The sequence below is a fragment of the Streptomyces sp. Je 1-369 genome (assembly GCF_026810505.1).
GTDB lineage: Bacteria > Actinomycetota > Actinomycetes > Streptomycetales > Streptomycetaceae > Streptomyces.
In genome coordinates this window covers 7,816,990-7,841,478 of the sequence record NZ_CP101750.1, presented here as the reverse complement: position 1 = coordinate 7,841,478, position 24,489 = coordinate 7,816,990, and the positions used below count along the sequence as shown (strand labels likewise).

General features: G+C 72.5%; 2 protein-coding genes. Both read right to left on the bottom strand.

The genetic code is table 11. The features are described 5' to 3' along the window. Nucleotides 1–4: 4 nt before the first annotated feature. Nucleotides 5–12,070: a type I polyketide synthase gene (locus tag NOO62_RS34880; protein WP_268774782.1), complete on the bottom strand. Its 12,066-nt coding sequence runs from the start codon at nt 12,068–12,070 to the stop codon at nt 5–7. A gap of 70 nt (nt 12,071–12,140) precedes the next feature. Then, entirely contained in the window at nt 12,141–24,455 is a 12,315-nt protein-coding gene (locus NOO62_RS34875) for a type I polyketide synthase (protein ID WP_268774781.1), read from the bottom strand. Nucleotides 24,456–24,489 lie beyond the last annotated feature (34 nt).

Here is a 24,489-nt window from a genome sequence, read left to right as displayed (position 1 = left end):
CGTTTCACACACCCAGTTCTTTGTCGATGAAGTCGAGGACCTGGTCGGTCGTGGCAACCTTGAGCTGCTCCTTCGTACTGCCCGAGCCGGGCACCGCACTGGCCGACTTCCACTTCGACAGGAGCGATTCCAGCCGGGACGTGACCGCGTCGGCGTCGAGGTGTTCGACGTGGGCGGAGGACAGGGCGTGCTCGAGTTTCGCGAGGTCGCGGAGGAGCGGGTCGGTGGCCTCCTGCCCTCCGGTGGGCGTGTCGCCGTCGGGGGCGAGCTGCGCGCCGAGGTGTTCCGCGAGGACGTCGGCGTCCGGGTGGTCGAAGACGAGCCCGGAGGGAAGACGGAGGCCGGTGGCGGCGGACAGTCGGTTGCGCAGTTCGACCGCGGTGAGGGAGTCGAAGCCGAGTTCCTTGAAGGTGCTGCCCGGGGTGAAGCTGTCGGGGTGGTGCCCGAGGACGGTGGCGGCCTGCTCCCTGATGAGCCGCACCAGGGTGTGGTGCCGGTCGGTGGGCGGCAGGGCGGCCAGTCGGCCTGCCAGGTCCGCGGGCTGCCCGCCCGCCGTCGCGGTGGGCCTGTTCGCTCCGCCCGTGGTGGGGGCGGCGAGGCCGCGCAGCAGGGCCGGCCTGGTCTCCACGGGGTGCGTGGCGAGGGTGCGCAGGTCGAGGTTGAATCCCACCAGGTGGGGGCGGCCGTTGCGGTACGCGGCGTCGAGCAGGGCGAGGCCGTGGGCGTCGGTCATGCCGTTGACGCCGATGCGGCTCATGCGGGCGATGTCGGTGGAGGTGAGTCCGCCGGTCATACCGCCGGTCATACCGTCTGTCACTCCGCCTGTCTTTCCGCCTGCCCCTGCGCCCGTCGTGCCGTCCGTAGCGTTGCCCGTCTTTTCGTGCGTGGATTCCCAGAGGCCCCATCCGACCGAGAGTCCTGCCTGGCCATGGGCCCTGCGGTGCTGCATCAGCGCATCGCAGTACGCGTTCGCGGCCGCGTAGTTGGCCTGTCCCGGACTGCCGAGTGTCGCCGCCGCGGAGGAGAACACGACGAACAGTCCGAGGCGCAGGTCGTGGGTCGCCTCGTGCAAGTTCGCCGCCGCGGTGGCCTTGGCGGCCCACACACGCCCCAGCCCGCCCCGCGTCTGCGCGGTCACCACCGCGTCCTCCAGCACACCCGCGGCGTGAACGACGCCTGTCAGCGGATGTGAGGGGTCCGTCTTGCCGACGAGCTCCGCCACCGACACCGGATCACTCACATCAGCCACGACGATGTCGGCCGTTGCACCCAACTCCGCGAGCCGAGCGACCAGTTCGGTACTTCCCGGCGCACCGGGACCGCGTCGACTCGCCAGCAGCAGATGCCGTACGCCCCACTCCCGCACCAGGTGCTCCGCCACGACCTGCCCCAGCGCGCCGGTGCCACCGGTGATCAGCACCGTGCCCTCGGGGTCGAGGGCAGGCGGGATCTCCAGCACCAGCTTGCCCGTGTGCTTCGCCTGACTCATGAACCGGAACGCCTCCTGCGCCTTGCCCAGCGGCCAGGAACGTACCGGGAGGGCCTTAAGCCGGTCTGAGGCGAACAACTCGCCGAGCTGGTCCAGCATGCGGCCGACACGTTCGGGCCCGGCATCGCCGACCAGGTCGTAGACGGTGTACGTGACGCCCGGGTACTCCGCGCCCACCTCCTCAGCAGCCCGTACGTCGGTCTTGCCCATCTCCAGGAACCGACCCCCGTCCTCCCCCAGCAACCGCAGGGAGGCATCGATGAACTCTCCGGCGAGGCTGTTCAGTACGACATCGACACCTCGGCCGTCGGTGGCCTGATGGAACACGTCCTCGAAGGCGAGGTCCCGGGAGGAAGCACGGTGGGCGGCGTCGATCCCCATCTCCTCCAGCACGCCGTGCTTGGCCGGACTCGCGGTGGCGAACACTTCAGCACCGAGGTGCCTGGCGATCTGCACCGCCGCCATCCCCACACCACCCGTAGCGGCATGGATCAACACGCGCTCGCCCGCCTTCAACCCGGCCAGCTCGACAAGCCCGTACCAAGCGGTGAGGAACGCCGCCGGCATACCGGCCACCTCCCGCATGTCCCAGCCCCGCGGCACCGGCGCGACCATCCGCGCATCGGCGATCGCCACGGGCCCGTACGCGCCCTCGAACACGCCCATCACCCGGTCGCCGACCGACAGGTGCGTCACGCCGGGCCCGACCTCCGTCACGACACCGGCGCCTTCACCACCCATGGCTCCGTACGCGGGGACCATGCCCAACGCGACGAGCACGTCACGGAAGTTGATGCCCGCGGCGTGCACCGAGAGCCGGACCTGTCCGGACGCCAGGGGTTCGAGCACCTCCGGGCAGGCGACCGCCGCGAGGTCGTCCAGCGAGCCGTCGTTCACCATCCGCAGACGCCAGGCCGCCTCGCCGGGCGGAGCGACGATGCCGGAGGAGCGGCGCGCCCGGGTGAGGCGAGGGATGTGCAGTACCCCGTCACAGAGGGCGAGTTGGGGCTCGCCGAGGTCTTCGACGGCCTGACGCAGCAGAGACTGCGGCAGTACCACGTCGGGATCGTCCGCGCGCAAGTCGCCATCGATGTCGAGCAGGACGAAACGGCCCGGGTTCTCCGACTGCGCACTGCGCACAAGCCCCCACACCGCAGCCGCGGAAGCGTCCACATCGCCGTCACCAGACGTATCGACAGCAGAGCGGGTGACGACGAGGAGCCGAGACTCTTCCAACTCGGACGCGGCCAGGAACTCCTGCACCAACGACAACACACCCTCGGCAACCCGCAACCCATCACCACCGGAGGCATCAACAGGCGCCAGCACCGCCCACGGCGCCACGTCACCCACCACCGACACCACACCGGCCAGGCCGCCGCCCTCGCCCGACAGCGCGACCCACTCACTGCCAACTCCCGCGCCCTCCAAGGACGACGGAAGCATCAGTGGCGTCCACTCCACCGCGAACAGCCCGCGTACGTCGCGCTGTTGGGCGGCGACGAGCTGCCCTCGCTGCACGGGACGTGTCTGCAAGGCATCGGCACTCAGGACGAGACCGCCGGTCGCATCCGTGACCGTCACGCTCACCCCGTGCTCGGCGCTCTCCCCGGCCGGGCGCAGGCGCACACGGACGGTCGTGGCACCCACGGCCCGCAGAGACACCCCGGTCCACGCGAACGGCACGTAGAGCTGATCGTCCCCGGAATTCTCCTGGAGGCGCGAGACGAGGAGAGGGTGGAGGGCGGCGTCGAGGAGGGCGGGGTGGATGCCGTAGCCGTCGTGCGTACCGGCGGCCTCCGGAAGGGCGACCTCGGCCAGCAGATCCTGACCGTGCCGCCATACGGCCTGGAGGCCTTGGAACGCCGGGCCGTACCCGTAGCCGTCCGCCGCTGCCGTCGCGTAGAACCCCTCCACGCCCAACGGCTCAGCGTCGACCGGCGGCCAGGCCCCGGCCATCTCGCCTACCGCAAGGGGGCTTTCGGGGGCGAGTAGGCCGGTGGCGTGGCAGACCCACGAGTCGTCACCGTCCAGCACCGTGGAGGCGTCGACGTCCGGGCGGCTGTAGACGTGTATGCCACGCCGCCCATCCTCACCCGCCTCGTCCACAACAACCTGCACACGCAGCCCGGCCGTCTCAGGCACCACCACAGGCGCCTGCAACATCAACTCATCCAGCGTCGCGCAACCGACCTCATCACCGGCCCGCAACGCCCACTCCACCAACGCCGCACCCGGCACCAGCACAGCCCCGCCGACCTCGTGATCAGCAAGCCACGAGACCCCGGAACGCGACAGCCGCCCCGTCAACAGGCAACCACCCCGGTCGGCGAACTCCACCGCCGCACCGAGCAACGGATGCCCCGCCGCCACCAAACCCAGCCCCGCCGCATCCCCACTCCCCGCACGCCCCGCCAACCAGAACCGCTCCCGCTGGAACGCATACGTGGGCAACTCGACCGTGCGAGGCGCCGGACCAGCAGGGAAGAAGACCGACCAGTCCACGTCCACACCGCCGGCGTGGAGACGGGCCATGGCCTGCGCGAAGGCGACGTCATCCGGCAGGCCCGCGTGCAGGGAGGCGGTGACGACGGGCTCGAACCCTCCTCGCGTATCAGCGACGTCATCGAGCGTGCGCTGAGCGGCGGTGGCCAGGACGGGGGCGGGGCCCAGCTCCACGAACACGCCCGCACGGTCCGCGACTTGGGCGATGGCGGGCTGGAAGAGGACGGCTTGCCGCACATGCCTGGCCCAGTACCCCGAAGCCGTGATCTCAGCCCCGGCCTCCTCACCCGTGACGTTGCTGATCAGCGGAATCGTCGGCTCCGCGAACTCCACCCCACGTATCGCCTCGGTGAAGTCCGCGAGCATCGGCTCCATCAACACCGAATGGAAGGCATGACTCACCGACAACGCCTTGGTCTTACGCCCCTTCTCCCGCCACAGCGCGACGACCCTCTCGACCTCAACCACCGGACCCGAAATGACAGTGGAGTCAGGGGTGTTGACCGCCGCGACGCTCACGCCAGAACCGTCAACGTCCGCCGCCAGCTCCTCCCGCGTGGCCTGCACCGCACACATCGCACCGCCCTCGGGCAACGCACCCATCAACCGCGCCCGCGCACCCACCACCCGGCACGCATCCGCCAGACTGAAGACCCCCGCAACATGCGCCGCCGCGATCTCCCCGACCGAGTGCCCGACGACCACATCCGGCCGCACACCCACCGACACCCACAACCTCGCCAAACCCACCTGGAGCGCGAACAACCCCGCCTGCGCCCACACCGTGTGATCCAACCGCTCCCGCGGCCCCTCGAACACCACCTCCCGAACCGAACCACCCAACTCCACATCCAACAGCCCGCACACCTCGTCAAAGGCCTCCGCGAACACAGGGAACCGCTCATACAACCCGGCCCCCATCCCCACCACCTGACTGCCCTGACCACTGAACAGCCAGACCACGTCATCGCCCACCGGCAACTGCGACGAGGACGGCACGATCAGCGCAGGATGCGGCTCTCCCGCCGCCAGCGCATCAAGTCCGGCCACCAGCTCGGCGCGGTCCGCGGCCAGCACCACGGCCCGGCGCTCGTGCAGCGCACGCGTGCCGAGTAGCGACCAGCCCACTTCGGTGAGCGGTGCGCGGGACACATCCTCGGCGAAGGTGCTCAGTCGGCGTGCCTGGCCACGCAGCGCCCGCGGGCTCCGCGCCGACACCACCCACGGCACCAACGCACCGTCGTCGTCTGCCGCAACCACCGGCTCGCCAGCAGGCTCGGGAACGTGCTCCACGATCACATGCGCATTGGTCCCCGACGCACCGAACGACGACACACCCGCACGACGAACCCCACGATCAGCATCCGGCCACGGCACCGCCTCCCCCGCCAACCGCACCGCACCCGAACCCCAATCCACATGCGGCGTCGGCTCATCCACATGCAAACTCGCCGGCACCACACCATGCCGCATCGCCATCACCATCTTGATGACACCCGCAACACCCGCAGCCGCCTGCGTATGACCAATATTCGACTTCACCGACCCCAACCACACCGGCCGACCCACCGAACGCCCCTGCCCATACGTCGCCAGCAACGCCTGCGCCTCGATCGGATCACCCAGCGTCGTCCCCGTCCCGTGCCCCTCCACCACATCCACATCAGCAGCCACCAACCGGCCACTCGCCAACGCCTGCCGAATCACCCGCTCCTGCGACGGACCATTCGGCGCCGTCAGACCATTACTCGCACCGTCCTGATTCACCGCAGAACCCCGCACCACCGACAGAACCCGATGCCCATTGCGGCGCGCGTCCGACAACCGCTCCAGCAGCAGCACGCCGACACCCTCGGAGAATCCGACTCCGTCGGCCGCGGCCGCGTACGGCTTGCAGCGGCCGTCGGGTGACAGGCCCCGTTGACGGGCGAAGCCCGCGAACATGTCCGGGTCGGCCATGACGGTGACGCCACCCGCGAGGGCCAGGTCGCACTCGCCCTGGCGCAGCGCCTGGGCCGCCAGATGGATGGAGACCAGCGACGACGAGCACGCCGTGTCGACCGTCACCGCAGGGCCCTCAAGGCCGAAGGTGTAGGCGACGCGGCCGGACACCATGCTGCCGGTGCTCGCCAGGTAGGCGTAGCCCTCCAGCTGGGCGTCGGCCTCGGGGAAGGACTTTGCGTAATCGTGGTTCATCAGGCCGACGTACGTGCCGGTCAGGCTGCCCTTCAGCGTCGTCGGGTCGATGCCCGCACGCTCGAACACCTCCCACGACGCCTCCAGCAACAGACGCTGCTGCGGATCCATCGCCAACGCCTCCCGCGGATTGATCCCGAAGAACGCCGCATCGAAATCACCCGCGTCGGGCAGGAATCCACCCTGGTCGGCGTAGGTGGTGCCGGTGTGTTCGGGGTCCGGATGGAAGAGGCGGCCGAGGTCCCAGCCGCGATCCGTGGGGAATCCGCCCATCGCGTCCGTACGGGAGTCGAGCAGGTCCCACAGGTCGTCGGCGGAGCTGACACCGCCGGGGAAACGGCAGGTCATGGCGACGATCGCCACCGGGTCGTCGATGTCCGCGGAGTCGGTCGTCGCGGGGCGGCGGCGAGGGGCGGCGGGTGTCGGCGCGGGCACCGAGGTGCCCGCGAGGCGATGGACCAGGTGGGTCGCGAGGGCCTGCGGGGTCGGGTGGTCGAAGATGAGCGTGGCGGGCAACCGTACGTCGCAGGCGGCCGAGAGGCGGTTGCGCAGCTCCACCGCGGTCAGCGAGTCGAAGCCCAGGTCCTTGAAGGCGGTGTCGACGCTCACGCGGGACGCGGAGCCGTGGCCGAGGACGGCGGCGACGTACTCGCGTACGACACCGGTGAGCAGTTCAAGGCGCCCGTCCTCGTCTAGGCCCACGAGGCGTGCGGCCAGCGCTCCGTCGGCGAGGCCCTCGGAGGCCACCCGCCGTCGCGTGGCGGGGGCGGTGAGGGTGCGCAGGAGCGGGGAGAGGCCGTCGGTCACGGCGCGCGGGTCGAGGTCGGCCGCGACCACGTAGGCGTGGTCGTGGGCGCGGGCCGCGTCGAGCAGGGCGAGGCCGCCCTCGTCGGTCAGCGCGGCGAAGCCGGTGCGCTTCATGCGTGCCAGGTCCGTGTCGCTCAGCTGTCCGGTCATGCCGCTCGTCGCCCGCCACAGACCCCAGGCGATCGACAGGCCCGCGAGTTCATGGGCGCGGCGGTGCTGCATCAGGGCGTCGCAATAGGCGTTGGCCGCAGCGTAGTTGGCCTGGCCCGGGCTGCCGAGGGACGCCGCCGCCGAGGAGAAGACCGCGAAGAGGCCGAGCGGGATCTCCCGCGTCGCCTCGTGGAGCAGGCGTGCCGCCGTCGCCTTCGCCGCCCACACCCGCGCGAGACTCTCGTGGGTCTGCGCGGTGACCACGGCATCGTCCAGGACACCGGCGGCATGGATCACACCGGTCAGCGGGCGCGCCGGGTCCACCGACGCGATCAGGGCCGCGACCGCTTCCGCGTCGGCGACGTCTGCCGCCGCGATGTCCACGGTGGTGGCGCCCAACTCCGTGAGGAGCATGCGGAGTTCGTCGCTGTTTGGTGTCCGGTCGCCGCGTCGGCTCGCCAGCAGCAGGTGGCGTACGCCCCACTCCCTGACGAGGTGTTCGGCGACCAGTCGGCCGAGCACGCCGGATCCGCCCGTGATGAGGACCGTGCCGTCGGGGTCGAGCTGCGTCTGCTTTTCACTCACCCCTTCGCCCGCCCGGCCGTCCTGTGCGGCTCGGATCAGCCTTGGGACCCGTATCTCTCCGTGGTGGAACGCGAGTTGGGGCTCATCGAGGCGTACCGCGTCCATGGCGTCGGCGAGCGTGTCGTCGGGGCCGAGGTCGATCAGCGTGAAGCGGTCGGGGTTCTCCGACTGGGCGCTGCGGACCAGCCCCCACACGGCCGCGGCGGCCACGTCCACATCGCCGTCGCCGCACCCGCCCCCATTCCCATTCCCGTTCCCGTCGTATGCCACTGCTCCCCGCGTCACCAGCACCAGACGGCTGTCGTGCAGCGGTACGGCCAGCCAGGCCTGTACGAGGTCGAGTACGTGGGTGGCGAGAGCCAGGCCGTCGTCGGCCGGGGCGGGCGCGACGGAGGCCGCGACGAGCGGCGGCGTCGGAGCGCCGGACTCGATGGACGTCAGGAGAGCGGTGAGGTCGGCGACGTCCTCACCCAGGGTCACCCAGCTGTCGGGCGCGCTGTCGAGGGTGCCGTACACCTCGTGACCGCCCGCGTGGTCCGGCGCGAGCCACTTCAGGTCGAACAGCCCGTGCCGTTCGCGGACGCCCGCCGCGGCGAGGCGTTCGGTATCGGTCGGGCGTGAGCGCAGATCGCGGACGGTGAGCACCGGCGCGCCCACCGCGTCGGCGACATCGATCCGCAGGCCTTGGTCGACGCGCTCGCCGAGCAGCGTGAGGCGTACCCGGACCGCGGTGGCCCGTACGGCGTGCAGGACCACGTCGTTCCATGCGAACGGCAGCCAGACCTGCGCGGATTCGGTGGGCGGCAGCAACAGGGCCGCGGGTTGCAGAACCGCGTCGAGCAGCGCCGGGTGGATGCCGAAGCCGTCCGGGTCGCCGGCCTCCTCCGGCAGTGTCACCTCGGCAAGGACGTCCCTGCCGTGGCGCCACAGGGCGCGTACGCCGCGGAAGGCGGGGCCGTAGCCGTAGCCGGTGCGGTCGGCCTGCGCGTAGAGGTCGTCGGGGGACACGGGCTCGGCGCCGGACGGGGGCCAGGCGCCGTCCAAGGGCTCGGGCTCCGCGTCCCCGAGGACCTCCTCGGAGGGCCTCTCGGAGGGCCTCTCGGGGCCGAGGGCACCCGTGGCGTGGCAGGTCCACGGCCGGTCCGACGCGAAGGCGTCGTCGGAGTCGGTGTCGTCGAGGCGGGAGAACAGCCGTACGTCGCGACGGCCGTCCGTGTCGGCCGCGTCCACGACGACCTGAATCCGCAGGCCTCCGGCGTCGGGCAGGACGAGCGGTGTCTGAAGCGTCAGTTCTTCCAGGGCCGGGCAGCCCGCCTCGTCGGCGGCGCGCAGCACCCACTCCACCTGGGCGGCGCCGGGCACCAGCGCGTGCCCGGCCACCACGTGGTCGTCCAGCCACGCGGCCGACTGCCGCGACACCCGGCCGCTCAGCAGGTGTACGTCGCCGCTCGCGAGGCCCACGGAGGCGCCGAGGAGGGGGTGCCCCGACGCGGCGAGGCCGAGTCCCGCGGGGTCGCCGGAACGTCCGGCGGTGGGGGTGATCCAGAAGTCCTGCCGCTGGAAGGCGTAGGTGGGGAGGTCGACGGTACGGGGGGCGGGGTCGGCCGGGAACCAGCGGCGCCAGTCGACGTCCGCGCCCGCCGTGAACGCCTGGGCGGCGGCGCGGGCGAGTTGAGCGGTGTCGCCGTGGTCGCGGCGGAGGGTGGGGATGACGGAGGCGGACACGTCCGCCCGTTCGACGATGCTTTCCAGGGCGAGGTTGAGGACGGGGTGCGGGCTGGCCTCGATGAACAGGCGGTAGCCGTCGGCGAGCAGCGCGTCGATGGTGTCGGCGAAGCGCACGGTACGGCGGACGTTGCGCACCCAGTACGCGGTGTCCAGGACGGTGGTGTCGGTGAGGTGTGCCGCGGTGACGGTGGAGTAGAACGCCACGTCGGTCGCGGCGGGACGGATACCGGCGAGCTTGTCGGTCAGCTCGTCCAGGATCGCGTCCAGCTGCGGGCCGTGCCCCGCGACGTCGGAGGCGACGGCACGGGCCCGCAGCCCGCGCTCCTGGGCGTCGGCGACGACGGCCTCGATGCCCTCGGGCGGGCCGGAAATGACCGTGGAGGAAGGGCCGTTGACGGCGGCGACGACCACGCCCGGATGCCCATCGATCAGCTCGGCGGCCTGCTCCTGGCTCATGCCCAGGGACGCCATGCCGCCGCGCCCGGACAGCGTCCGCAGCAGGACACTGCGGACGGACACGATGCGCGCCGCCTCGTCCAGGGAGATGGCGCCCACGACGCACGCCGCGGCGATCTCGCCCTGCGAGTGGCCGACGACAGCGGCGGGTTCGATGCCCTGGTCGGCCCAGACGGCGGCGAGGGCCACCATGACGGCCCACAGCACGGGCTGGACGACGTCGATGCGGGACAGTTCGGACCCGTCCCCGCGCAGCATGTCGGTCAGGGACCAGTCGACGTACGCGGACAGGGCCTGCTCGCACTCGGCGATGCGGGCGGCGAACACCGGGGACTCGTCCAGGAGCCGGGCGCCCATGCCCACCCACTGGCCGCCCTGCCCGGGGAACACCATGACCGGGCCGGGCCCCGTGGCGCCGGCCGCTCCCGAGACGACGTCCGGCGACGCCTCGCCGTCGGCCAGCGACCGCAGTCCGTCGAGGAGTGCGGCGTGGTCCGTGCCGACGACGACGGCACGGTTCTCGAACACCGAGCGTGTCGTGGCGAGCGACCATCCGACGTCCGTGGGCGGGGCCTGCCGCCGGTCGTCGTCGACGTGCGCGGCCAGCAGCGCGGCCTGCGCGCGCAGCGCGTCCTCACCGCGCGCGGAGACGACCCATGGGACGACGGCGGCCGCGGACTGTTCCCGCGCCGCGACATCGGCTGCGGGTCGAGGAGCGAGTTCATCGGGCGCCTCCGGTGCCTCCGGTGCCTCCTCCAGGATCACGTGCGCGTTCGTCCCCGACATGCCGAACGCGGACACGCCCGCACGGCGCGGACGTTCGCCGCGCTTCCACTGGACCGGCTCGGTTAGCAGCCTGACCGTGCCGGAGGACCAGTCGACGTGCGGGGTCGGCTCATCGACGTACAGCGTGACGGGCAGCAGTTCGCGCCGCAGCGCCATGACCATCTTGATGACGCCCGCGACACCCGCGGCGCCCTGCGGGTGCCCGATGTTGGACTTGACCGAGCCGAGCCACAGCGGGTGGTCGTCGTCGCGTTCGCGCCCGTAGGTGGCGTGCAGGGCGCCGGCCTCGATGGGGTCGCCGAGCCTCGTACCGGTGCCGTGGGCCTCGACCGCGTCGACTTCCGCGGCGCCCAGGCCCGCGTTGGCGAGGGCGGCACGGATGACGCGCTCCTGGGAGGGGCCGTTGGGCGCGGTCAGACCGTTGCTCGCGCCGTCCTGGTTGACGGCCGAGCCGCGGATGACCGCGAGGACCTCGTGGCCGTTGCGGCGCGCGTCGGAGAGGCGCTCCAGGAGGAGCAGTCCCGCGCCCTCGGAGAAGCCGGTGCCGTCGGCCGATGCCGCGAACGCCTTGGAGCGCCCGTCGGGGGACAGCGCGCCCTGGCGGGAGAACTCCGTGAACGCGCCCGGCGTCGACATGATGGTCACGCCGCCCGCCATGGCCAGGTCGCACTCGCCCTGCCGCAGGGCCTGGGCCGCGAGGTGCATCGACACCAGCGAGGAGGAGCACGCCGTGTCGACGCTGACCGACGGACCCTCCAGGCCGAGCGTGAAGGAGATACGGCCGGACAGGACGCTCAGCGCGTTGCCGGTCAGGAGGTGGCCCTCCACCGCCTTGTCGGGCTGCGCGCCGCCGAATCCGAGGACGCCCGCGCCGATGTAGACGCCGGTGGGCGTCAGCTTCAGGGACGCGGGGTCGATACCGGCCCGCTCGAGGAGCTGCCAGGCCGTCTCCATGAGTACGCGTTGCTGCGGGTCCATCGCCAGGGCCTCGCGCGGGGAGATCCCGAAGAACGAGGCGTCGAAGCCGGGGGCGTCGTGGAGGAAGCCGCCGCGGCGCACGTAGCTGGTCCCGGGGTGTTCGGGGTCCGGGTGGTAGAGGTTCTCCAGGTCCCAGCCCCGGTTGGTGGGGAAGTCGCCGACGGCGTCGCCGCCCGCGGCTACCAGGTCCCACAGGGCTTCGGGCGTACGGGTGTCGCCCGGGAACCGGCACGCCATGGAGACGATGGCGATCGGCTCCTGGGCCCGCTCTTCCACCTCGCGCAGGCGCTGGCGGGCCTGGCCGAGGTCCACTGTGACCCGCTTCAGGTACTGACGGAGCTTGGCTTCCGTACTCGGCGTTCCGGTACTCGGCGCTCCGGTACTCGACACTTCAGCACTCGACATCGAACGTCACTTCTCCATCAGCTCAGCGAAGGCACAGGGGGACGGGGGCGGCGGGTCACAGCTCACGGTCGATGAACTCGAACATCTCGTCGTCGGACACGTCGTCGAGGGCGTCCAGGTCCGCCATGCCGGCCACGGCGCCACCGCCGGGACCGGAGCCGCGGCCCGAGCCTGATCCGGAGCCGTTCAGCTTGGACAGGAGGGTGTTGAGGCGCCGGGTGACGCGACCCCGCGCCTCGTCGTCGAGGGAGAGAGCGTCCAGGGAGGACTCGATCCTGCCCAGTTCGTTGAGCACGGGGTCGGCGGCGTCCTTGAGGGGCGGCGGGGCGCCGTCGGGCGCCAGGCGCTCCAGGAGGTGCTCGACGAGGGCGGCGGACTCCGGATAGTCGAAGACGAGTGCCGCGGGCAGCTTCAGGCCGGTCGCGGCGGCGAGCCTGTTGCGCAGTTCCACGGCGGTCAGAGAGTCGAAGCCGAGCTCCTTGAACGACGTGTCCGGGCGGACGGCGTCGTGATCGGCGTGCCCGAGGACGCCCGCGACGTTGCCGCGGACGAGGTCGAGCAGCAGACGGCGCCGTTCGGCGGCCGGGACCCCGGCGAGCCGCGCGGCGAGCCCGTCCGCCGAGGCGGCGGCGCCCGCGGCGGCGGTGCGGCGCACCCTTCGCGTTCCCGGGCTCTCCGCACCGCCCAGCCCGCGCAGGAGCGGGGGCCGGGACGCGACGGGCCGGCCAGCGACGACGCGCGCGTCGAGGTCCACCGCGACGACGTGCGGTCGGCCGTGGGCATGCGCCGCGTCAAGGAGCGTCAAGCCCTTCTCCGTCGTCAACGGCGTGAATCCACTGCGTTTCATGCGCGCCAGGTCCGCCTCGCCGAGGTGCCCGGTCATGCCGCTCGCCGTCTGCCACAGCCCCCAGCCGACCGAAACGCCGCCGAGACCCTCGACACGGCGACGCTGGACGAGCGCGTCGCAATAGGCGTTGGCTGCCGCGTAGTTGGCCTGCCCCGGGCTCCCGAGTGTCGCCGCTCCCGAGGAGAACACCGCGAACAGGCCGAGCCGCAACTCCCGTGTCGCCTCGTGCAGGTGTCGCGCGGCGGTGGCTTTCGCCGCCCAGACCCGTGCGAGGCTCTCGGTCGTCTGCGCGGTGACCACGGCGTCGTCGAGGACGCCCGCCGCGTGGATGACCCCGGTCAGCGGGTGGGCGGGATCCGTCTTGCCGACGAGTTCCGCCACCGCGTCCGCTTCACTGACGTCGGCCGCGACGACGGTCACCTCGGCGCCCGACTCCGTGAGCCGGTCGACGAGTTCAGCGCACCCGGGCGCTTCCGCTCCACGCCTCCCGGCCAGCAGCAGGTGTCGTACGCCCCACTTCTCGACCGCGTGCTCGGCCACCGCGGCGGCCAGTACCCCGGTACCGCCGGTGATGAGGACCGTGCCTTCCTGGTCGAGGGAGGGCGGGATCTCCAGCACCAGCTTGCCGGTGTGCTTCGCCTGGCTCATGAACCGGAACGCCTGCCGCGCCCGACCCAACGGCCACGTCTTCACGGGCAGCGGCGCCAGCACACCGGAGGCGAACAACTCGCCCATCTCCGCGAGCATTTCCCCGATCCGGTCGGGTCCTGCGTGCGGCACCAGGTCGAAGGCCCGGTACCACGCGCCCGCGTGTTCGGCGGCGACGCGCGCGGGGTCGCGTTTGTCGGTCTTACCCATGTCGACCATGCGCCCGCCCGGTGCGAGCAGCCGCAGCGAGGCGTCGGTGAACTCCCCCGCCAGGCTGTTGAGTACGACGTCCATGCCGCGTCCGCCCGTCGCCCCCCGCAGGGTCCCCTCGAAGTCGAGGTCCCGGGACGAGGCGCGGTGGTTCGCGTCGATGCCCATGCCGTCGAGCACACCGTGCTTGGCGGGGCCGGCGGTGGCGTACACCTCGGCGCCGAGGTGGCGGGCGATCTGCGTTGCGGCCATGCCCACGCCGCCGGTTCCGGCATGGATGAGCAGTGTCTCGCCCGCGCGGAGACGGCCTAGGTCCACGAGCCCGTACCAGGCGGTCAGGAACACGACGGGCACGGCCGCGGCCTCCTGGAGGCTCCACCCTTCCGGCACCGGGACGACCATCCGGGCGTCCGCGACCGCCAGCGGCGCGAAGGCGCCCTCGAACAGCCCCATCACACGGTCGCCGACGGCGAGATGTGTGACGCCGGGCCCGACCTCGGTCACTTGACCGGCCCCTTCGCTCCCCGCGAAGGTCCCCTTGTCGGGATACATGCCCAGCGCGATCAGCACGTCACGGAAGTTCATCCCCGCGGCCCGCACGGAGACCCGCACCTGTCCGGCCTCCAGCGGAGCGAGCGCCTCCGGGGCGTCGATCACCGCCAGGTTCTCCAGGGTGGCGGTACCGGAGGTACCGAGCCGCCAGGCGGACGACCCGACGGGCGGGACGAGTTCTTCGGGGGCGCGTGCGGGGGTCAGGCGCGGTACGTACAAGGCTCCTTCACGGAGCGCTAGTTGAGGCTCGTCGAGGACGGTGACGGCGTGGTGTACGGCGGCTTGAGGCAGTACGTCGCCGTCAGTGCCGGTGCCGGTGCCGGTGCCGCCGTCGGTACCGGTGATGGTGACGATGTCGCTTTCGGTGTCGAGCAGGACGAAGCGGCCGGGGTTCTCCGACATGGCACTGCGCACGAGGCCCCACGCGGTGGCGGCGGAGGGGTCCACGTCGTTGTCGTCGCCGACTCCCTCGATGACCACGGCCCCGCGCGTCACCACGAGCAGACGGGACTCCGCCAGCCCGGGTGCGGCGAGGAAGTCCTGCACCACCGACAGCACGCGCTCGGCGACCCGGAGGCCGTCGCCCGCGGCGCCTTGGACGGGAGCCACCACCGCCCATGGCACCGCGCCCCCGGCACTGGAAACCGCCACCACATCGGCCATCCCGGCACCATCGGTGAGCGTGACCCAGTCCCCGCCCTCCATGTCTTCGGAGGCCGGGGCGGGGAGGGGCGTCCAGTCGACGGTGTAGAGGCCGTCGACGCCACCGGGGGCGGCCGCCGCCACCAGCCGGGCGGGGTCGGCCGCGCGGAGCGTCAACGCGTCGACGCCCATGACGGGCGCGCCCGTCCCATCGGCGATGACCACCTTCAGGTCACGCTCGGCGGACTCCCCCTGCGGGGAGAGCCGGACGCGGAGGCGGGTCGCCCCGTCCGCACGCAGCGACACGCCGTTCCACGCGTACGGCAGCCACATCTGCCCGCCCTCGGGCCGGTCGAGGAGCATCAGCGGATGCAGGACGGCGTCCAGCAGGGCCGGGTGGATACCGAATCCGTCGTGCGAGCCGCCCGCTTCGGGCAGCTCCACCTCGGCGAGCAGCTCCGTCCCGTGCCGCCACAGGGCGCTCAGCCCCTGGAACGCGGGACCGTACTCGTAACCCGCCTCCGCGGCCCGCGAGTAGAAACCCTCCACGTCGACGGCTTCAGCACCGGCCGGCGGCCACGATCCGTCCAACACGGTCGATTCGGCGGCGGGTTCCTGGCTCACCACACCGGCCGCATGACACAGCCAGTCGCTGCCGCCCACCTGATCAGGACGCGAGTACACGCGTACGTCACGTCGGCCGCTCTGCTCGTCGGCCGCCCCCACGGTCACCTGGATCTGCAGGCCACCGTCGTCGGGCAGCACGAGCGGCGCCTGGAGCATGAGCTCGTCGACGGTCGCGCAGCCCGCCTCGTCGGCGGCCCGCAGCACCCACTCCACGATCGCGGCGCCCGGCACGAGGGCCGCTCCGGCCACGTGGTGTTCGGCCAGCCATGTCGGGGCCGTACGGGAGAGCCGTCCGGTGAGCAAGTACGAGTCGGTCTCGGCGAGTTCGACGCAGGCGCCGAGCAGCGGGTGCCCGGCCGAAGCCATGCCGAGATCGGTGGCGTCTCCGGTGAGTCCGGTGGGTTCCTCCAGCCAGTAGTGCTGGTGCTGGAAGGCGTAGCTGGGGAGGTCGACGGTGCGGGGGGTGGGGTCGGCGGGGAACCAGCGCCGCCAGTCGAGGTCGGCGCCCGCGGTGAAGGCCTGGGCCGCGGCGCGGGCGAGCTGGGCGGTGTCGCCGTGGTCGCGGCGCAGGGTGGGAACGACGGTGGCGGTGGCGTCGGCCTGCTCGATGGTCTCTTCCATGCCGAGGTTGAGGACGGGGTGGGGGCTGGCTTCGATGAAGAGGCGGTAGCCGTCGGTGAGGAGGGCGTTGATGGTGTCGGCGAAGCGGACGGGTTGGCGGAGGTTGGTGACCCAGTAGTCGGTGTCCAACGCTTGGGTGTTGTCGAGGCGTTGGGCGGTGACGGTGGAGTAGAACGCCACGTCCGTCGACACGGGCCGGATGTCGGCGAGGCGTTCGGTGAGGAGGTCGTGGAGTGCGTCGATCTGGGGGTTGTGGGAGGCGTAGCCGACGTCGATGACGCGGGCGCGCAGCCCGGCGGCCTCCGCGTCGGCGACAACGGCCGCGACATGCTCGGGCGGCCCCGAGATGACGGTCGAGGAGGGCCCGTTGACGGCGGCGATGCTCACGTCCGACCGGTCGCCGATCAGCTCGGCGGCCTGCTCGGCACTGGTGCCCAGGGAGGCCATGTCGCCGTGCCCCTGAAGCTGCCGCAGCGCGTCACTTCGTACCGCCACGATCCGTGCCGCATCCTTCAGTGACAGCGCGCCCGCGACACACGCGGCGGCCATCTCGCCCTGCGAATGCCCGATCACAGCGGCCGGGACGATCCCCTGATCAGCCCAGACGGCGGCGAGCGAGACCATCACCGCCCACAACACGGGCTGCACGACCTCGACTCGGGAGAGTTCGGACCCGTCCCCGCGCAACACCTCACGCAACGACCAGTCCACATATGCGGACAAGGCCTGCTCGCACTCGGCGATACGTGCCGCGAACACGGGAGACTCATCCAGCAGTTGGGCGCCCATGCCCACCCACTGCGACCCCTGCCCCGGGAAAACGAGCACGGGCCCCGCACCGGCCGAGGCAGCCGCGCCGGACACCACGTCCGCCGACACCTCACCGGCAGCCAGCGCCGCCACCCCGGCCACCAGCTCATCGCGCCCCCGACCGACCACCACGGCCCGGTGCTCGAACACCGACCGCGTCGTGGCCAGCGACCAGCCAACCTCTCCAGGCGCTGCCTCCGTGTCCCCGGCCACGAACTCACCCAACCGCCGCGCCTGCTCCCGCAACGCATCAGGCGTCCGCCCGGAAACCACCCACGGCACCACCGAACCATCCGGCACCGACGCAACACAACCGGCCGAAACCCCGTCCTCCGGCGCCTCCTCCAAGATCAGATGCGCGTTCGTCCCCGAGATGCCGAAGGACGACACCCCGGCGCGCCGTGCGCGTTCGCCGCCGCGGGTCCACGGGACGGGCTCGGTCAGCAGTCGTACGCCGCCGCCGTCCCATTCCACGTGTGGGGTCGGCTCGTCGGCGTGCAGGGTCGCCGGAAGCAGGTCGTTCTGGAGCGCCATCACCATCTTGATGACGCCGGCCGCACCAGCCGCGGCCTGCGTGTGACCGATGTTGGACTTCACCGAGCCGAGCCACAACGGCCGTTCGTCGGTGCGTCCTTTGCCGTACGTGGCCAGCAGGGCCTGCGCCTCGATGGGGTCGCCCAGCGTCGTGCCCGTGCCGTGGGCCTCCACGACGTCCACGTCGTCGGCGCCGCGGCCCGCGCCCGCGAGGGCGGCGCGGATGACGCGTTCCTGTGAGGGGCCGTTCGGGGCGGTCAGACCGTTGCTAGCGCCGTCCTGGTTCACTGCCGAGCCGCGCAGCAGGGCAAGTACCCGGTGGCCGTTGCGGCGGGCGTCGGAGAGGCGTTCCAGGACGACGAGGCCCGCGCCCTCGCCCCAGCCGGTTCCGTCGGCGGTGGCGGCGAACGGTTTGCAGCGGCCGTCGGGGGCCAGGCCGCGCTGGCGGGAGAACTCCACGAACGTGTTCGGGGTGGCCATGACGGTCACGCCGCCCGCGAGGGCGAGCTCGCATTCGCCCTGGCGCAGGGACTGGGCCGCCAGGTGCATGGCGACGAGCGAGGAGGAGCACGCCGTGTCCACCGTGATGGCGGGGCCCTCCAGGCCGAAGGTGTAGGCGACCCGGCCGGAGGCGACGCTCGGGGTGCTGCCGGTCATGATGCGGCCCTCGAAGCCGTCGGGCTTGCGGGCGAGGAAACGGGAGCCGTAGTCGTCGTACATGATCCCGGTGATGACGCCGCACGGGGTGCCGCGGAGCGTTGCCGGGTCGATGCCCGCGTGTTCGAAGGCCTGCCAGGCGGTTTCGAGGAGCAGGCGCTGCTGCGGGTCGGTGGCGGCGGCCTCGCGGGGGCTGATGCCGAAGAACCCGGCGTCGAAGCGGGCGGCGTCGTAGAGGAAGCCGCCTTCTCGGGTGTAGCTGTGGCCGACCTGCTCGGGGTCGGGGTCGAAGAGGTTGGCCGTGTCCCAGCCGCGGTCCTCGGGGAACGGTCCGATCGCGTCGGTGCCGGTGGCGACGAGGCGCCACAGTTGCTCGGGCGAGGTCACGCCGCCCGGATAGTGGCAGGCCATGCCGACGATGGCGATGGGGTCGTCGTCGGTGGCGGTGGTGCGGGCGGCTGGGGCGGGAGCGGCCGGGGAGGTGGGGGTGCCGGTGTCGGTGTCGGGGAGGTGGCTGCGGAGGTGGCGTACGAGGGCGGTGGGGCTGGGGTGGTCGAAGATGAGGGTGGCGGGGAGGCGGATGCCTGTGGCGGTGGAGAGGCGGTTGCGGAGTTCCAGGGCGGTGAGCGAGTCGAAGCCCAACTCCTGGAAGGCGCGGCCGAGTTCGAGGGCCTCGGGTGAGGGGTGGGCGAGGACGGTGGCGATCTGCTCGCGGACGAGGTCGCTGAGGGCGCGGTCACGGTCGGCGGCGGAGAGGCGCGCGAGACGGCCGCTCCAGGAGGTGGGTGCCGCGGTGTTGTTCTGGGCGGCGGCCGCGGTGGGCCGGGGCGTACGCACGAGGCCGCGCAGGGCTGGCTGAAGGGCGTGGGCGACGGCTTGGGCGCGCAGTACGGCGCGGTCGAAGCGGGTGGCGAGGACCGTGGGGTGCGGGGCCGTCAGGGCGGCGTCGAAGAGGGCGAGGGCCTGCGCGTCGGTGAGGGCGGCGACGCCGGTGCGGTGGATGCGGGCGCGGTCGGTGTCTCCGAGCCGGGCCGCCATGCCGCCGGACGCGGACTCCCACAGGCCCCAGGCCAGGGATGTGGCGGCGAGGCCTTGGGCGCGGCGGTGTTCGGCGAGGGCGTTGAGGAAGGTGTTGGCGGCGGCGTAGTTGGACTGACCGCCGTTGCCGAGGACGGACGCGCCGGAGGAGAACAGGACGAACGCGGTCAGGTCCATGTCGCGGGTGAGTTCGTGCAGGTTCCAGGCCGCGTCGGTCTTGGGGGCGAGGACGGCGTCGAGCCGTTCGGGGGTCATCGACGCGATGAGGCTGTCGTCGATGACGCCCGCGGTGTGGACGACGGCGGTGAGGGGGTGGGCGGCGGGGATGTCCGCCAGGAGCCGGGCCAGCGCTTCGGGGTCGGTGATGTCGCAGGCGGCGACGCGTACGTCGACGCCGTCGTCCGCGAGGTCGGCCCGCAACTCGGCGACCCCTTCGGCGGCGTCGCCGCGTCGGCTCACGAGGAGCAGGTGGCGAACGCCGTGCACAGCGGCGAGGTGCCGGGCAACGGCCCGCCCCAGGCCACCTGTGCCGCCGGTGATGAGGGTGGTGCCGGTTGGGGGGAAGGGTGGGGTGGGGGTGGGAGTGGGAGTGGTGGTGGTTCGGGGTGAGGTCGCCGTCGGCGTCGGCGTCGGCGTCGGCGTCGGTGGCAGCGTTTGGGTCACCGTGAGCCGCGGAACCAGTGCCGTGCCTGTGCGCAGGGCGAGTTCCGTCTCGGCGGCGTGCGTGAGTGCCGCGGACACGACGGCGGGGAGGGCACGGTGTGATGCCGGGGTCGCGTCCGTGTCGACGAGCAGGACGCGGTCGGGCTGTTCCGCCTGGGCTGCGCGGACCAGGCCCCAGAGGGGTGCGGTGGCCAGGTCGGCGGGGGTGTCGTCGGTGTGGGCGGTGACGGCGCCGGTGGTGAGGATGACCAGGCGGGCGGAGCTGAGCGTGTCCGCGGCGAACCAGGCGCGCAGCAGGTCGAGGGCGTGCTGCGCGTGTGCCCGTACGCGGGTGGGGAGGTCACCCGATGGCCTGCCCTGGCCCGGGGCCTCGTCCTGCGCGCCTGCCGCCTCCGTGTCATCGGGGGGTATGGGTACGACGACGATGTCCGGTACGGGTTCGCCGTTCGCGATCGCGTCCGTCAGGGCGGCCACGTCCGGGTGACGGTGCGCGGCGGCGCCGAGGCCCGCGTCGTCAGGGCTGCCGAGCACGGCCCAGGTGGTGGGCGTCAACGGCGCGTCCGGCAGCGAGAGTTGCTGCCAGTTCAGGTGGTGGAGCGGCGGTGCCGCCGCGGGATGGGCGGAGCGCCAGCGGTCCGCGGCGACGAGCCGCAGTTGCAGGGTGTCGACCGTGGCGACGGAAGCACCCTCCGCGTCGGTCAGGGTGAGGCGCAGCCGGTCGTCACCCTGGGGGCTGAGCTTGACGCGCAGGCGTGTGGCGCCGGTGGCGTGGTGGCGTATGTCGCTGAAGGAGAACGGCAGCCGCACCGGCGCTTCCGGTGCGTCAGCGAGTTCCGTTCCGCCCCCGGCGTTTCGGTACAGCTCGTCCACCACGTGCAGAGCGGCGTCGAAGAGGGCCGGGTGGAGCGCGAACGCGGCCGCGTCGGCACGCTGTTCGTCGTCGAGGCGGACGTCGGCGTACAGGTCGTCGCCGTGCCGCCAGGCGCCGCGTACGGCGCGGAAGGCGGGTCCGTAGCTGTAGCCCTGCGCGTCGAGACGGGCGTAGAGCGCGTCCACGTCGAGGGCGGTGGCGTCGGCGGGCGGCCACGGAGCGGTGTCGGGGGCGGGCGGCTCGGTGGCCCGGCCCGTGGTGAGGACGCCCGTGGCGTGGCGGCGCCACCCGTACGGGTCGCCGTCCTCGCCGTCACCACCCACCTCGCCGCCTCCACCCACTTCGTCGTCGCCTTCGGCGCCCGCGGGCCGGGAGTGGATGGTGAGGGTGCGGCGGCCGGACTCGTCGGGCGCGCCGAGGGCGACCTGGACCTTCACGGCGTCAGTGCCACCTTCACCATGCGTTCCGGCGCCGGAGTCGTCGAGCAGCAGCGGCGTCTCCAACGTCAGGTCGTCGATGGCGTCGCAGTCCCCGTGCCGCCCCGCGAGCAGCGCGAGTTCGACGTAGGCGGTGGCGGGCAGCGGTACGCCGCCCGCGATGGCGTGGTCGCCGAGCCACGGTTGCGTACGCAGGGAGAGGCGTCCCGCGAGCAGGAGGCCGCCGTCGGCCTGCCGGATGACGGCGGGCAGCAGGGGGTGGCCGGTCTCCTGGAGGCCGGCCTCGCGGGCCGGGGCGGCGGGGTCGGGGGTGACGCGCCAGTAGCGGCGGCGCTGGAACCGGTAGGTGGGCAGGGGCAGTTGCGCAGCGTCGGCGGGGACGAGGGCGGTGAGGTCGGCCGGTTGCCCGTCGACGTGGAGCGCGGCGACGGCGCCGAGCAGCGTGCGGGCCTCGTCGTGCCCGGAGCGCAGCGCGGCGGTGACGACCGGCTCCGCGTCCACCGCGTCCACCGCGTCCACCGCGCCCTTCACGCCCTCCACGCCCCTCGCGTCCCCCGCGTCGCCCGTCCGGACCGGGAGGCAGTCCTGGACCATGGTGGCGAGGACAGGGTCGGGCCCCAGTTCCAGGTAGCGCACGACGCCTTGGTCGCCCAGGGTGCGCAGCCCGTCGTAGAACCGCACGGGCTGCCGCACGTGCCGTACCCAGTACTCGGGGTCGGCGAGCAGCTCCGCGTCGGCGAGGCGACCGGTGAGGTTGGAGACGACGGGGAGGGTCGGCGCGTGGAAGGTGAGGGTGCGGGCCACGGCACGGAAGTCGTCGAGCATGGGCTCGATGAGCGGGGAGTGGAAGGCGTGGCTGACGTTGAGCCGCTTGGTCTTGAGCCCGCGCCCGCGCAGGGTCTCTTCGACGTCCGCGACGGCACCGGCGTCACCGGACACGACGACCGCGGCGGGACCGTTGACCGCGGCGAGGGAGAGGGCTTCCTCGCGCCCCGCCAGCAGCGGCAGTACGTCGTCCTCGGCCGCCTGCACGGCGAGCATCGCGCCGCCCCCGGGAAGTGCCTGCATGAGGCGTCCGCGAGCGGCGACCAGCGTGCAGGCGTCGGGCAGGGTGAGCACCCCGGCGACGTGCGCGGCGGCTATCTCGCCGACGGAGTGACCCGTCAGGTGGCTGGGGGTGATCCCGAAGGAGGTCACCAGGCGGTAGAGGGCGACTTCGAGCGCGAACAGGGCGGCCTGGGTCACACCGGTGCCGTGCAGCGCGGCGGCCTGTGCGGAGTCGGCGGCGGCGAACAAGGTAGCGCGCAGGGGCTGTTCGAGCAGCGGGTCCAGCAGTGCGCACGTCTCGTCCAGTGACTGCGCGAACGTGTCGAAGGCGTCGTACAACTGGGCGCCCATGCCCGGACGTTGACTTCCCTGTCCGGTGAAGAGGAAGGCGGTACCGCCGCTTCGGGCCGGGCCCGCGGCACGGATGAGGGCGGGGTGCGCACGTCCCCCCGCGAGAGCGGCCAGCGCGGCACCCCGCTCACCGAGCTCAGCGAGCTCACCGCGTTCACCACTTTCGCCGCCTTCGCCTCGCTCACCACGAGACCCACCGAGCACGACCGCACGGTGCTCGAAGAGGGTGCGACGAAGCAGGGTCCCGCCCACATCGGCGCAACCGGCCTCGTCGCCCAGCGCCGCAACGTAGCCCCCCACCGCCTCCGCCTGCGCCCGCAACGCCTCAGACGTGCGCGCCGAAAGCAGCCACGGCACCGGTGCCCGCACCCCCGAGGCCCGAGCACCGTCAGCAACCCCCTCTGCCGCCACCTCGGCCGAAGGCGCCTCCTCGACCGAAGGCGCCTCCTCCAGAATGAGGTGGGCGTTCGTGCCGGAGATGCCGAAGGACGAGACACCGGCCCGGCGTACCCGGTCGCCCTGCGGCCAGGCGACCGGCTCCGTGAGGAGCCGTACCGCGCCCGACTCCCAGTCGGCGTGCGGCGTGGGCTCGTCGGCGTACAGCGTGGCGGGCAGCGTCTCGTGCCGCAGCGCCTGCACCATTTTGATGAGGCCCGCGGCCCCTGCCGCGCCCTGTGTGTGCCCGATGTTGGACTTGACCGAGCCGAGCCACAGCGGCCGACCCTCGTGCCGCTCCTGCCCGTACGTGGCGAGGAGCGCGTCGGCTTCGATCGGGTCGCCGAGCCGGGTCCCCGTACCGTGCGCCTCGACCGCGTCGACCTCCGCGGGCGAGAGCCGCGCCCCTGCGAGGGCGGCACGGATCACGCGCTGCTGGGAGGGCCCGTTGGGGGCGGTGAGCCCGTTGCTCGCACCGTCCTGGTTGACGGCCGAGCCGCGGATCACGGCGAGTACCCGGTGCCCGGCGCGGCGGGCGTCGGCGAGACGTTCCAGTACGAGGAGTCCGGCGCCCTCGGAGAAGGCCGTACCGTCGGCGGCGGCCGCGAACGGCTTGCAGCGGCCGTCGGCGGCCAGCCCGCGCTGGCGGGAGAACTCGGTGAAGACGTACGGCGTGGGCATGACGGTGACGCCGCCCGCGAGCGCCAGGTCGCACTCACGCCGCCGCAGCGCGTGCGCGGCGAGGTGCACGGCGACGAGCGACGACGAGCAGGCGGTGTCGATCGTCACCGCGGGCCCTTCCAGGCCGAAGGTGTAGGCGAGGCGGCCCGAGAGGACGCTCGGGGCACTGCCCGTGACCAGGTGGCCTTCCGCGGCCGCGTCGATGTGCGGCGTGCCGAAGCCGGGCAGTGCGGCGCCCGCGTACACGCCGGTGCTGCTCCCCCGCAGCGACTGCGGGTCGATGCCCGCGCGCTCCAGCGCCTCCCAGGCGCACTCCAGGAGCAGCCGCTGCTGCGGGTCGAGGACCGTGGCCTCGCGCGGGCTGATGCCGAAGAACTCGGGATCGAACCGGTCGACGTCGTGGACGAACCCGCCCTCGCGCGCGTAGCTCGTACCGGGGTGGTCGGGGTCGGGGTGGAAGAGCCGCTCCAGGTCCCAGCCGCGGTTGTCGGGGAAGGCGCCCAGTGCGTTGCCGCCCGCGGAGACCAGCTCCCACAGATCTTCGGGGGTGCGGACACCGCCGGGGTAGCGGCAGGCCATCTCGACCACGGCCACCGGTTCCTGGTCGCGTTCCTCCGCCTCGCGCAGCCGCTGCCGAGTGGCGTGCAGGTCCGCGGAGACACGCTTGAGGTAGTCGACCAGTTTCTCTTCGCTCACCATGTGCGCTCTAGCTCCCCGCCCGTGATCGCGACGC

Excerpts from the sequence above, each read along its gene's own strand:
- NOO62_RS34875 (WP_268774781.1), bottom strand. The coding sequence starts at position 24,455 with ATGGTGAGCGAAGAGAAACTGGTCGACTACCTCAAGCGTGTCTCCGCG.